The sequence below is a fragment of the Bacillus sp. ISO11 genome, from assembly GCF_003458115.1.
GTDB classification, from domain to species: Bacteria; Bacillota; Bacilli; order Bacillales; family Bacillaceae_G; genus Bacillus_A; species Bacillus_A cereus.
Genome location: NZ_QXCO01000018.1, coordinates 59,719 through 74,294 on the forward strand (window position 1 = coordinate 59,719; position 14,576 = coordinate 74,294).

Sequence of the window (14,576 nt, forward strand, 5' to 3'; positions counted from 1 at the left end):
AAATTTGATTATATAATAATCACAATCATTTTAGCATAATAAATAGGAATTAAAATAAAACGTTTTTTAATTAGAATTTTCATTAAATTCAAAACAAAATAAAAGACACTTTACTTTTTTAATAAAGTGCCTTTTTCCATATGATCAATGAGTTTCTTTGTTGCCTGTTTGCCTTGCAACCGAAGCTCATCTATTGTCAATTGTAACTCTTGCTGCACAGTTCCTTGTTGCATTAATTGCTTTTTCGCAATTTCATATAAATACTCAGCACTCCATTCGCCATCCACACTTCCTATAACTGGCTGATTCACTTGACTTAAAAACGAATCAATTTTCGGATCGTATGAAATCCCGACCATTGGAGTTTTGGCTACGGCAGAAAAAACAAGTGCATGAAGACGCATACCAATTAGTAATGAACATTGTGATAAAATGAATATTTTCTCGTCGATATCCATTTTATATGGAAGCATATACGTCTCTTCTCCCATTAAGTCTACTACTTCACACGAAGCTTTTTGATCAAATGGCTCATGCATTGGAACAAATAAAATTTGGTATCCTTCTTGCTTTAATTTTTTTAATGCCGCAGCTAATTTTTTTATATAATCTTCTTTTGCATTCCAATAACGCACACTAACCGCAATTACTTTTCCATGTATCGAATGCTTTTGCAACCAATCCGATTGTTTTGTCCGTTTCCATGTTAAAACAGGGTCTGGAACAATTTCAATATCGTTTTTTATGCCAAGTTCTTTTAAATATAAAAACGAATCCTCATCTCGAACTGATACATAGGAAGCTTTTGACAAGTTCCATTTTACTAATAAACGATTATATCCTTTTGTAATTGGACCTATTCCTTGTGAATAAATGTAATACGGCTTTTTTAATAATCGAGCGAGTCCCATAATACCCGTATAATATAGAATACTCTTCGTACTTGTCTGATCTTGAAGAAGGCTCCCGCCACCACTAATAACTCCATCACTGTTTTTTATCGCATGATAAACAGCTTTTATATCCCAGCGATCTACCGATTCTACACCATACATTTCCTTTGTATATTTAGAATCATTTGATAGTACTACTAGTTCTATATCCGGGTTCTCTTTACTTAACGATTCAATAATTGATTGTAGAATCGCCTCGTCTCCAACATTATAAAAACCATAATATCCTGATAAGACTAAACGCACCCTAAATCTCCTCCAAAACTAGGTAACCGTTTATTTCATCTAACATAAACTAGTACCCATTCCTTACCTAAACACTTGATACCCTACATAGTTTCCTCTTTATCAGTTCATATGAATTATAATAAAAAATTAAATTTCTATATTTATCTTTTCAAAAATGGTATTTTATTTATTGATATCCATTTTAATTTCAAAGCACATACACCATACAAAATGGTTGTAATACTTAATGCTATACCACTGAATAATAACGTCATAATTCTTGAAGTTGTAACATCTATCACATTACATAATTCATACAATCCTAGTCCCAAAATACATGCTATTGCTAGCACACCCAAAAAGCTTTTTAAATGAATAGAATAGGCAATATAGCTTCGAATATACAAATGATTTACAATACAAATCAATACGTAAGTAATTAATGTACTATACGCCGCTCCATCTATGCCAAACTTCTGCACGAACATCATGTTTAACATGACTTTCACACAACTCGCACCAATAACAATCCATGCAGCTTGTGCAGAACGGTTAATGCCCTGTAAAACACCTATTGATAATACCATAACCGCAGTAAAATACGAACTGCCAATCATAACTGTTAACATACTACTGCCTTTTACGTCTGTGAACAATCCGACATTTAACGGTACGGTTAATGCCATCAACCATATTGTTAACGGTGCTGTCAAAACATGCGCTAGTCGATTTGTATTTTGAATTGTTATTTTCGCCAAATTTATATCTCTTTTGGCCAATGCGGAAGTTAAGAGTGGTATTAACGGAAATACAATTGCACTTGCAAAAATAACAATTATTTGCGTGAATGCAAAACCGCGACTGTATATTCCAAATTGTTCTTGAATTTCTGTTGATGATCCTTGTAATACATGCGGTATTGTAAGCGAGTCTACTAAATTTAAAAGTGGCATTGATAAAGCTCCGATAGCGATTGGGATCGATACCCGCAATATCTTTTTGCCGTTTTCTCTTAAATCTCGGAGCGAATAGGAATTGCTTTTATTGTAGTATGGACTTCTATTATATTTTATACGCAAATATATAAGCGAACTAATGACTCCAAGAAAAGAGCCAACCATCGCACCACTAGTAATAACAGTATTACTCTTATCCCATAATACTAGTATGTAAGCAATTATTAACATAAAAAACACACGTACAAATTGCTCAATGACCTGTGATACCCCTGTTGGTTTCATATCACCGAAACCTTGAAAATACCCTCTATACACCGCCATGTATGGCGCAATGAGTAATGCTAATGAAGTAATAAGCAACGGCATTCTAGTTTCTTGTCCACCAAGCATATTTGCAATTTCAATAGAAAATAATACAATGACTAAACAGCCGAAAACGCCAAATGCTATCCCAATAATTGACGCTGATTTAAATAATTTCGCAATTTCCTTTTGCTTATTTTTTTCGTTCAACTCTGCAATTAGTTTCGAAATTGCAAGTGGAACTCCGGCTACCGATAATGTAAGAGCAATCATATATACAGGAAAAACAAGGCGGAAAATACCGAGCACTTCATCTCCTGCAATATTTTGTAATGGAATTTGAAAAAAACTACCAAGCAATTTCGACAAAAAAGTTGTAATGGTTAAAATTGCTGCTCCTTTTACAAATGTTTTATTCATATTTTTTCTCTTTTCTTTTATACATATACTCTCAAACATATTGTTTCAAACGATAGGAATTCACTTTATCCCATTGGTTATCATAACAAATTTATTATAGGTTGAATACTTGGTTTTTTTTTCAAAATAGAAAAGCGAACCCATTTAAGCCTGTCTCTTCACAATATTTTTCTAATTCCTTCCATTATATATGTACACACTATAACCATTTCTGTTACGCCAAAAGAGCCCTTCCTCTCTGTCACTGCGATACATATTACTAAAAACATTATAAAAACATCCCACAACTCTACATTATAATTTATGTAAAATTGTGAGATATTCTAATTACTATCTAAACACTTAAGATTTTCAATTGCTCTTTCTGTTCATCGCTTGCCATTACTGCGATTGTTTTTTCAATACTCGGATGTACTTGCTCAAGCTTTACACTTGCTCCTACTTTATTTGATTGCTCAACAAAATTTAATAATGCCATAGCTCCTGATACATCCATATAACGCACATCTTTCATACGTAAAACAACCGGTGACTTCACATCTTGTAAAGTAGAGAAAATACGATCTACTGATAGGAAAGAGAGCGGTCCTTGAATTGTGTACGTTTCTTCTTTTTCTTTTACGATAGAAGTTTTACGTTCTTTACATTTCACCATATATATGATGAACGAAAGAATAATACCGAATGCAACAGCAATCATTAAATCAAACTTCACCGTTACAATCATCGTTACGAGCATAACAACGACATCACCTTTAGGAGCGACATGCATCTTTTTCATGCTTCCCCAATCGAACATTCCAATACCAGTTAAAATTAAAATACCTGATAATACAGCAAGTGGAATATATTGTACGACCGAACCAAGACCCATAATAAAAATAAATAAGATAACACTATGCATACATGCCGAAAGTGCCGTTTTACCGCCACTTCTTATATTCACGATAGACCTTACAGTCGCACCTGCACCTGCTAATCCGCCAAACAATCCGCTCATCATATTACCGATACCTTGTCCAACGAGCTCTTTATTACTTTTATGACGTGTACCTGTCACATTATCCATTACGACCGATGTTAACAACGAGTCAATCGATCCTAATAAAGCAATACTAAGCGCTGGTAAAATAAGTGCTGCTATTCCTGTTCCACTTAAAGATGGAATATGAAGCGTAGGTATCGCTTCTGGAATGGTTCCAATCTTTTCAATTACTTTATTTAGTGAAAGATTTCCGATAATCGGTAACTTTACTGTAAGTCCTTCGAGTAGAGAAGAAAATAAAGGAAGCAAAGCTGTCACACCGACTAGTGCTACTAAACTAGACGGAATCGCCTTAATCCATTTGCCAGAAACAATCATTACAATAATCGTTAACACAACAAGTAAAAAACTATTTTGTACGTGCTTTATTTCGCCTAAAATAATGATTAATGCAATACCATTCATAAATCCTGAAACGACAGGATACGGAATATATCGAACGTAAGAACCGAGCTTACATACACCGAATAAAATTTGAAATAACCCTGCCATCATAAAGGCAATAAAACTTGCCTCTAACCCGTGCGTCGCAATAACTCCTGTTGCAATAACGGTAATTGGTCCAGTTGGCCCTGTTACTTGCCCAGGTGTCCCGCCAAATAACGCTGCGAATAAACCTGCAAAAATCGCACCATACAATCCAACAAGCGCTCCCTCAGACGTTCCTGTCGCGGCAATACCAAATGCAATCGCAAGTGGTAACGCAACAATCGCAACAGTAAATCCTGCTAAACATTCCTTTGCTATTTTTTGAAACATAAAAAAACCACCTTTGTATAAAGTCCATGTTCCATTGTACACCTAAAAAGATACATTCGTTAGCTCACTTTTTACATTCTCGTGACGTAAACGTATTCAACGAAAAGTTTTCCCCTTATCTTTGGAAACAATTGCAACTATGCTATAATGAACAAATTAAATCTTTTACTATATACTTGGAGGCACTATGCTAACTTTTGAAGAAAAATTATCGATTATTGAATCTTTCCCAGAACTAGAAAGAAAGAACGTATCATTAAAACGTGTAAACTTCCACTTTGAAGAAAGTCGTTTAGATAAAAAGAACGTTGTATTTCATTTACACCCAAATGGAAATGGATTTGTATATGCAAGCGGTATTAAAGGTTATAAAACAGATGATAAAGGCATGGTTAACATCCGTGAGTTTTCAGCAGAGGAGTTACGTTCAGTAATTGAGAAATCAATTGACCTTCTATCACAAGAAGAGGTAGTAGCACCTGTAGAACCTGCGAAAGAAGAAGAATGGCAGAACGAAGATGGTCATATTCTTACTCTTATTTCAGAGGATGACATGTGGAACGTGTACGCTGGTGTAAACTTAGACGGTACATTCAACTCTTATCCAGAAGCTGCGGAATACCTTGATGAAGAAGGCTTTTCACGCAAATAAAAATAGAAACCTATTTCATTCAACGACTTTTATAGTAATCAAAGAAGACACTTAAGGTGTCTTTTTTTGTTATATAAACTCCTTTCTCACACTATCTCTACTAATTTTCATAAAATGATTCAGAGGAGGTTTATATGAATACAACTGCTAAATTAATAAATTGGAAAGAACATGGCGATATGATTATTCTAGAATGTGAATTAAATGGAAAACGCTTCGAGATATCAACATATAAACAAAGAATATATAATGCACACCTTTTATCAGCTGACGTTTATATTCGTTTAGACTCATCTGATAATATAATTGGAATAAATATTTATAAAAAGTAAGAAAAGCCCCCTATTCCGTAGGCGGGCTTTATCTTTATTACACAACATCAGAGTATACTCTCTTTTTTTCATACAGTTTATGTAATTATACATATTCATCAAAAAATACACTAAATGAATATTACATGTAGTAAAATATAACTTGTGGGCACGTTCTATAAAGCAGATTCTTTTAAAAGGCGTAACATATCAATTATTATAGGGGATGTGGCGTCACTTCAATATTGATCTCAAATCTCTTGTCTTTTGTGAACTAACAATCTAGTGTATATAGACGATTCTGCTTTATAGTATGTGTTTACACTCATAACAAAGGGGTAATGGTAATACGGATAGATTCGTATGAAATGAAATGGTTCAAGTCGGAGAGAGGCACCTTAAGGTGTCTTTTCTTTTTGGACATTACATCCATTTTGTTTTTCCACCTTATTTCAAATGCGCTAATTAACCTTCAACAAGAAGAAATGAGAATTAACAAAGATATTGTTTCTTCTGTTTAATATAGAAAAATGAAGGGTACCCCATAGATATGGGGTATCCTTCATTTTTTATTTTTTCGCACCTTTCAATGACTCCCTCAGCACAAATTTCTGCAACTTCCCGCTCGCATTACGAGGGAGTTCATCTACAAATAAATAATGACGCGGACGTTTATAATCTGCTAGTTCATCACTTTCTTTGCAATACGTTTCTAAATCAGCTTCTGTTATCGTTTCATCTTTCTTCACAATAACCGCCACAACACGCTCTCCCCATAATTCATCTGGCTCACCAAGTACCGCCACATCTAATATACCTGGATGACTATGAAGGAAATCTTCAATTTCACGAGGATAAATATTTACGCCACCGCTAATTACCATATCATCAACGCGATCAGCAACGAATAAATAACCGTCTTTATCAAAATAGCCTAGATCACCCGAATGATACCATCCTTTATACATCGATTTTTTATTCGCTTCTTCACGATTATGATAGCCAGCCATCATAGTTGGGCCGCGCAAAATAATTTCTCCCACTTCATAAGGAGGTAATACATCCTCTGGTTCTGCCGGTGCCTCCTCGTTCGGTTTCACAATACGAACTTCATGGCTAAAGCATGGCGTGCCTGCTGAACCAGCTTTCGTAATTTGATCCTCCTCTACAAGAAACGCAACAACTGGCCCCATTTCTGTCATTCCGTATATTTGAACAAGATCAATATAAAGACGTTCTTTACATTCTTTCACTAACGCCGGTGCCATTGCTGCTCCACCATATATACCGATTTTCATTGACGTTAAATCATACTGAGCTAAATCTTTTTGCAACAACATATTCCACATCGTCGGCGCTGCAAAGAACGTCGTAATCTTTTCTTCTTGAATCGTATGTAATACTGTTTCTGTATCAAAATGATGCAAAATAACATTCTTTCCGCCAACTTGAATGCGTGGTATGATTCCGGCATTTAATTCACCACAGTGATATAAAGGCGCCACAACAAGCCCTACACTATCTCTATTATATTTAAGGAAATACGTACAAATCATACTATGCTCAGTCATTTCGCGATGACGATGTAATACGCCTTTCGGATGACCTGTCGTACCGCTCGTATAAAGCATTGAACAATAATCCATTTCATCAATTTCGATATTTACTTTCTCAGAAGATGCTGCATTCACTTTTTCATGGTAGGAACTTGCATAGGAAGGTTTATCGTTTTCTATAGACCAAAAAGATGTATTTGGAAAATCTCTTTCAATTATAGCAACAGTTGACTCAACTGCTTTTTCAAAGACAACGACTTTCGAGGATGCGTCCTGAAGAATATAAGATACTTCTTTCGCCTTTAAGCGGAAATTAATCGGGTTAAAGATCGCTCCGATTTTCGCACAGGCTAAGTAAACGTTTACAAATTCACGGCAATTATATAAGTAAACAGATACAGTATCTCCCTTTCTTACTCCGTCTTCTAATAGAGCGTGCGCTGTTTTATTTATTTGTTCATCCCACTGTTTATACGTCCAGCGAATATTCTTTTCAGGTTCCACTAACGCCTCTTTATTCGGATACTTACCAACTGATAAATCAAAAATTCTCCCTATCGTCATGTACATGCCAACAATTTCCCCCTTTTCTCTTTCATAAATCTATCATTTCGTCCATAAGTAGACATTGTCCTTTAATGATTTGACTAATTTTTCTGATTATTATCGACATAGTTTTACATACGATACCGCTAGACGGTAAATGAAATTATATCAGCGATTTTCCAGGTATATCGACCGTAACTTGAAATATATCAGCGATTTTCAAAATATATCAGCGCAACTCGAATTATATCAGCGATTTTTCGAATATATCGACTTACCGACAAAAACTGACAAGATATAATCGGACCGCCCGTTACTGCAGGATAAAAAAGAGGTTGTTCCGACTCGGAGCAACCTCTTTCTTCTTATGCAAATAGCTCTTCTAAAATTTTCAGTTTATCTTCTGTATATTTCACAAAGCCATCGTTATATGATTTTGGATCTTTCGGATTTGCGAAGTGAGTAATTGCTCCCGTCTTCGGATGAACAAATTTACTTGATGCACCACAGCCAAGTCCGATAATTGATTGTACTTCTTCCATAATGACAATGTTGTAAATACTTTCTTGCGTCGGCATTGCATAACCAACGTTCTCTAAGTTACCTAAAATATTCTTTTGACGATATAGGTAATATGGTACGTAATTATGCTTTTGCGTCCACTCTTCTGCTTCGTGCATCATCGCTGTAATTTCTTCGCGACCTGCTACTTTATATTTACGTTTGTTTTGCGTCATTTCAGAAGCACGTTTAAATGATAACGTATGAACTGTTAATGATTCTGGCATTAACTTTTCTGTTTCATCTAACGTATGTTTGAAGATATCTAACCCTTCACCAGGAAGACCAATAATTAAGTCCATATTAATATTGTTCATTCCCATTTCACGAGCTAAATGGTATTTCTCAATTGTTTCTTCTACAGTATGATGACGTCCAATTGCTTTTAGTGTCTCTTGATGGTATGACTGCGGATTAATACTAATACGGTCAATATTCCATTTATTTAACACTTCTAGCTTTGCTGGCGTGATCGTATCTGGGCGACCTGCCTCAACTGTTACTTCACGCACATTTTTCACATCTGGGAACGCTTCATACATTTCTTCATACAGCATATCCATCTCTTCTGCTGTAATACTTGTAGGTGTACCGCCGCCGTAATAAATCGTCGTAACTTTTACACCTTTTTCTTTTAAAAACTTACCAATTTCACGAACTTCATAATGTAAACCACCTAAGAACGAATCAACAGAGCCTTGGCGTCCATTAATCGCATAAGCCGGGAATGTACAATATGCACATTTCGTTGGGCAGAACGGAATACCGATATAAATACTTACTTCTTCTTTCAAACGGTATAAATCCGGAACAACTGCTAATTGGCAATCAACAATGCGCTGAAGAAGTTCAATTTTCTCTTCATGAATTAAATAACTTTCACGAAGCTCTTGATGCGCTTCTTCTTTTGACATACCATTTTGAAGCATTTTATGAAGAAGTTTCGTCGGACGTACTCCCGTTAAAATACCCCAGCTTTGTTCAATACCAGTTAACTGCTGAAGAACAGAAAGATATACATAAGAAACAACGTGCTTCACTTGCTTCATACGCTCTTTTTCATCTGTGAAAGCAGATAAATCTTTCGAGAATGTTTCTTCATACACATTTCCTGTGCTAACATCCGTTAATCGAGCGGATGCTTTCACATTATCCTCAATGTGTATATCAACGATAAGATTTGCTTCCTCTTGTTCAAATCCAATCGTACTATCTTCAAAAAATAAGCCGCCAATATTTTGTAGCGGACGTAAAAAACGATCATCTTGTAACGTTTTAATTGAAATTAACAACATTATCACCTTTTCATTTGCAAACTCTCTTTAGTTTACTTGAAGGGCGTTTACAGGTCAATACAGAAGGTTTTACCTGTTTCTCTTACATTTTTTCAAATAATTCTTTTTATGAATATCGCTCATGTATATAGACATCATCATTTTCTCTTGTTAAAATTTATTAGTACTAAAATCGATACATAGTGAAAATACAATATAAAAAGGAGGAATGTTAACACTAGATTCCATAATCTAATGTGTTAAAAAAAATATGAAAAAGAAATTTTATAGTGTTTTAACTCTCTCTCTTGCATTACAAACTGTTCTTGCACCTACTTATTCATTTGCAGAGAGTGCTGAAAAATCCGCTGAAGTATACACGGAAGATCAAGTTTTTAAAAGTATTAAAGAGCATGTTAATGAGCATAGTACTCATGAAGAAGATATCGAGGTTACTAGCCAATTCCTACTATACACTTCAAAAAAACATTCATTATATACCGCGAATGATTTAAAAAACAAATCGAATATCGAGATTACAGAACAAGTCGTAACGGCGACAAAGAAAAAAGGAAATGCTTATTACATAACGACGCCAACTGGCGCTGGATGGATAGATAACAATGATAATAGCTTAGAAGTTCAAGAGATTCATAAACTATCTAATCAAAAATTAATCGTAAAAGAAGAAGCTTCCATACATGCCCTTCCGTTCCAATCATTTAAAGAAGAAGGGAAACTACAGCCACAAGTCATAACTCCTACTGAACAAGCTGGAAATTGGTTTAAAGTCCAAATAAATGAAACAGCAAAATGGATTTATGCACCTTCTGCTACATTTGAAGGTACAAAAGCTTCATTATTAAAAAACAGTCGTACTGCTAAAAATAGTTTATTGAGATCGCCAGAAGCTCTACAAACAAACAATATTTATGGCGTTACATTTAAAGAAATGATTGTCCCAAAAGGAAATGACGATATTCGCCCTGGCTACCCGATGGTACCTAAATATATTACGATTCACGAAACAGCTAATACAGCGAAGGGGGCCAATGCTCTAAATCATGCAAAATTCTTAGATAATCAAGCACGCGGAACAGCTGATCGCGCCGCATCTTGGCATTTCACAGTAGATGATAAAGAAATTTACCAACATCTTCCAGTAAATGAAGTTGGATGGCATGCTGGAAATAAAACTGGAAACTATGAATCTATCGGAATTGAAATTGCCGTTAATCAAGATGGAAACTATGAAAAAGCGGTAGAAAATGCCCGTAAATTGGCAGCTTATTTAATGAACGACTTAAATATTTCTCTAGATAAGGTCCAAAAACACCAATTTTGGTCAGGAAAAAACTGCCCTGCGTTTATGATTCAACGCGGACAATGGGATGCTTTCTTAAAAGGAACTGAAACATACTATAAGGAAAATCAAAAAAATCCCGTAACTGATGACATTACAGGTGGATGGTATGAACAAGACATTCGTCAATTAGCAGCTAGAGGCATTATGCAAGGAGAAGGGAACGGCAAGTACTTCCCAGAACGTCTTGTAACGCGTGCTGAATTTGCTACACTAATTACTCGTGCTTTACAATTACCAAGTGGAAATGCTAATTTCACAGACTTAGAACAAGTACACCCATCGTTAAGAGACGGTATTAATCGTGCAGCAAGCGCAGGTATAATCCGCGGACGTGGTGATAATACATTTGATCCAAATACTACAATTACACGCGAAGAAGCTGTTATTATGATCGATCGTTCTCTAAAACACGCTGGTATTTTTGCAAAACAAGTTGAACTACCATTCGTAGACCAAAACTTAATTTACGCTAAAGAAGAAGTACAAAGAGTGTATGGATATGGAATTGTAAAAGGTAATGAATTTAATCAATTCGTACCAAAAGGACCATCACAACGTGCACACGCAGCTGCATTTATAAACAGAATGCTTAGCGTAATTGAAGCTTAACATATTTATCATTCCATATAGATATTTTCATTTTATCTGTATTCACTTAAAAGGCATCAGAGATTATATATCTCTGATGCCTTTTATACATCTTTTAGCTATTTTTAGCCATGAATCTTAAACGTATTCCTAATAGCAGAAGCATAAAACCGATGAATGGAACGTAATTCGTATTGTGTCCTGTAGCTGGAAGTTGTTGATTATTAGAAGAACCTTGTCCTTTTTCTGGTAAATTAGGTTTTTCTACTCCCTCACCTGGTTTTTCTGTTCCTTCACCCGGCTTCTCTGTTCCTTCACCCGGCTTTTCTGTTCCTTCACCTGGCTTTTCTGTTCCTTCGCCTGGCTTTTCTGTTCCTTCACCTGGTTTTTCCGGACCTTTTTCTGTATCTTTTTCATTTGTAATTTGAAGCTTTACAACTTCAATTTTTTCATTAGAAATCGTAAATTTCATTTCCTTATCGGATAAAGTATATCCTTCTGGCGCTTGGATTTCTTTTAAAGTGTAATCTCCTGGTTCTAACTTCTTAGAAGTCGCTTTACCGCTCTTGTTTGTTGTTAATGTGTCGATTTTTGTTCCGTCTTTCCAAATTTCAAACACTGCGCCTGCTAAAGTTTTATTTGTATTATTGGCATCTACCTTTGTAATTTCTAATTGACCTGTAATTTCTTCTTTCACTTTTTCATTCATAACTTCTTGTTTTACTACTTCATTTGCTACAACGTTTACTTCTACTGTTACTTCTAACGCCTTATAACCTTCTGGCGCTTTTGTTTCCTCTAACGTGTACTTTCCTGGCACTAAGTTTTCGAATTTCACAACACCTTCTTTATTCGTTGTTTTCGCTTCTCCAACTACTTGACCAGCTTCGTTCTTTAATTTAAATTCTGCACCTGCTAGAACTGTTCCACTCTCTGCATCCTTTTTGATTACTTGTAAGCTTCCTAGTTCTTTCGCATTTTCTATTTGTACTTCTACTAACTTGTTTGCTTCCACAACGACTTCAATTTCTTCTTTTAACAATTTATATCCTTGTGGTGCTTTCGTTTCTTTTAATGTATACTTTCCTGGTTCTAATTTCTGTGAAACTACTTTACCAGTTTTATCTGTTCGTAACGTATCTACTTTTTTACCATCTTTATACACTTCGAATTCTGCATCTGATAATACTTTCGTTTTATCTTCCGCATCTACTTTCACGATTTCAAATTGACCTGTTACTTTTTCGGGGATCTTTTTATTCACCACATCTACAGTCACTACTTTATTAGCCTCTACATCAACAGAAACTGAACTAGATGATAATTCATATCCTTTCGGTGCTTCTACTTCTTTTAATGTATAGCTTCCAACTGGAAGTTGTTTCGATAAGGCTTCACCTTTATCATCTGTAACAATTGTTTCCACAACTTTCCCATCTTTATCGATAACATCAAATTTTGCACCTGGTAGAAGTTGACCAGATTCACTATCTTTTTTCAATAATTTAAATTGGCCATTCTCTACTTTTCTCGTATTCTTCATAACAAGTTCAATTACGTTTGTATTATCAATTGTTACTTTGACTGGTGTATCAACTTTTATATATCCTTCTGGTGCATTTATTTCTTTTACAAAATAGTCACCAAGTGGTAAATCTTTAACTTCCGCAATACCCTTTTCGTTTGTTGTAACAGTAGCCACAACGTTATTATCTTTGTCTATAACATCAAATTTTGCGTCTTTTAAAACAATGTTTTCATCGTTTTCATCAACTTTTTTAATTTGTAAATGTCCTTTTTCAGTTGCTGGCTTATTCCACTTTGGCCAGTTAAATTTAAAGTTATGAACCTCAAAACCATCTCTTTGGTGTAATCCTCCAACATAGGCTTGTCCATTAATAGAACCACCTTTTGTTTCTACAACTGCATTAGGTGCAAACACACTACCTACTACACCATAACCTTTAGTTGTTATCTTTTTAGCATTAGGGAACACCCAAATGACTTTACTAGCTAACTCAGTGAAGAAGGAATTAGGGTCATATGCTTGAGAGGTATTAACTAATGTGAACCCGCCCTTATCTGTCGTATCATACAGGATTGCACCGCCACCAAAATTAACTTCTTCTGCATCTGAATGAATAACAATAAAATCTTTGTTACTTACATTTGGAAGATAAACATCCTTTACATTGAATGGTTCTTGCCCTTCTAATCCTGAAGAGACATAAATATTAGGGTTATTTACATCTTCACCGATGCCAAAGCTCATATTAGGTTTTGGCTTATCAGTCTGTAGTTTACTTGCATCCCCGATTACACCATCAACGTCTTTTCTAAATTCTTTAAACTTAGCATCAATCTCCGCTTGCTCTTTATAAGAGATACGGTCATATGATGTTTTCATTGCGCCATCTGGGTCACCGTCTTTTGTCATCGCCACTGTTCCATCTTGAATAATTACTTGTCCTGCTCCCGCTTTCGTAAATTGACCGCCTAGTAATAATGATGGATATCCTTCATCTACCCAAGTTGCTCCAGCTAAGTTATTTGCTCCAGTTGCAGCCGCTACGACTGTATAACTTGATGCGTTCATATTTTTCTGAACAGCCATCGCACCTTCAATATCCGCACTCGTTGCACTATGATCTCCAAAAATGATGGCGTTGTAATAAGATACATCACCTAAACCTTTTAATTCTGTTGTAGCTGCCTCTGCTTTAAATGGTAAATGGATTAAAAAATTCATACATATTAGTAATACAACTATTAAACTACTACTTAACTTTTTAATTTTTTGATTAAATGATTTCCTCAAGAAATTCATTCCCCCTTTTAAACTTCCTAAAACCACAAAAAGAAGTACATATCATATGTACCAAACCTTACTCACATTAACTTAAAATAATCCATTTAAATAAAACAAAGAAACACTACAACTACTTAATAAGATTGCTACAATTCATTTTTGAAATAATACGTGAACTAAACTGTCATGCGGAAATACTTTTACGTATGGGAGCCCAATAAAATTAATCTGAAGAATATTTCATGT

Annotated in this window: 9 protein-coding genes; 3 read left to right on the top strand and 6 right to left on the bottom strand. The window is 35.1% G+C overall.

Annotation, left to right across the window (positions count from 1 at the left end; translation table 11 throughout):
• Window positions 1-110 precede the first annotated feature (110 nt).
• From csaB to D1166_RS18970, 3 genes are all read right to left on the bottom strand, one after another.
• Window positions 111-1,199: a polysaccharide pyruvyl transferase CsaB gene (gene csaB, locus D1166_RS18960; RefSeq protein WP_087966295.1), complete on the bottom strand. Its 1,089-nt coding sequence runs from the start codon at window positions 1,197-1,199 to the stop codon at window positions 111-113.
• Window positions 1,200-1,342: 143 nt separating this feature from the next.
• On the bottom strand, window positions 1,343-2,863 hold the full coding sequence (locus D1166_RS18965) for a putative polysaccharide biosynthesis protein (RefSeq protein ID WP_097856506.1): 1,521 nt from the start codon (window positions 2,861-2,863) through the stop codon (window positions 1,343-1,345).
• Window positions 2,864-3,197: 334 nt separating this feature from the next.
• Window positions 3,198-4,667, bottom strand: a complete 1,470-nt coding sequence (locus tag D1166_RS18970) for a SulP family inorganic anion transporter (protein WP_000486650.1) — start codon at window positions 4,665-4,667, stop codon at window positions 3,198-3,200.
• Between the two features lie 187 nt (window positions 4,668-4,854).
• Here D1166_RS18970 and D1166_RS18975 point away from each other — a divergent pair, with 187 nt between their 5' ends.
• Together D1166_RS18975 and D1166_RS18980 are read left to right on the top strand one after the other, a co-directional pair.
• Window positions 4,855-5,319, top strand: coding sequence for a hypothetical protein (locus tag D1166_RS18975; RefSeq protein WP_000954998.1), 465 nt, complete (start codon window positions 4,855-4,857; stop codon window positions 5,317-5,319).
• Window positions 5,320-5,453: 134 nt separating this feature from the next.
• Window positions 5,454-5,651 carry a hypothetical protein gene (locus D1166_RS18980; protein ID WP_001098258.1) on the top strand — a complete coding sequence of 66 codons (198 nt, stop codon included), beginning with the start codon at window positions 5,454-5,456 and terminating at the stop codon, window positions 5,649-5,651.
• Window positions 5,652-6,199: 548 nt separating this feature from the next.
• Here D1166_RS18980 and D1166_RS18985 read toward each other — a convergent pair.
• Together D1166_RS18985 and D1166_RS18990 are read right to left on the bottom strand one after the other, a co-directional pair.
• Complete coding sequence (locus D1166_RS18985) at window positions 6,200-7,756, bottom strand: fatty acid--CoA ligase (protein ID WP_084065411.1); 1,557 nt, start codon at window positions 7,754-7,756, stop codon at window positions 6,200-6,202.
• A 341-nt stretch (window positions 7,757-8,097) separates the two neighbouring features.
• Window positions 8,098-9,588 (bottom strand): coproporphyrinogen III oxidase, encoded by a 1,491-nt coding sequence (locus D1166_RS18990; RefSeq protein ID WP_001999181.1) that lies wholly within the window; start codon window positions 9,586-9,588, stop codon window positions 8,098-8,100.
• Between the two features lie 250 nt (window positions 9,589-9,838).
• Here D1166_RS18990 and D1166_RS18995 point away from each other — a divergent pair, with 250 nt between their 5' ends.
• Window positions 9,839-11,542: an S-layer homology domain-containing protein gene (locus tag D1166_RS18995; RefSeq protein ID WP_000726535.1), complete on the top strand. Its 1,704-nt coding sequence runs from the start codon at window positions 9,839-9,841 to the stop codon at window positions 11,540-11,542.
• Between the two features lie 94 nt (window positions 11,543-11,636).
• Here the strand turns inward: D1166_RS18995 and D1166_RS19000 are convergent, their stop codons facing one another.
• Window positions 11,637-14,339, bottom strand: coding sequence for an MSCRAMM family protein (locus D1166_RS19000; RefSeq protein ID WP_118043377.1), 2,703 nt, complete (start codon window positions 14,337-14,339; stop codon window positions 11,637-11,639).
• Between the last annotated feature and the right edge of the window lie 237 nt (window positions 14,340-14,576).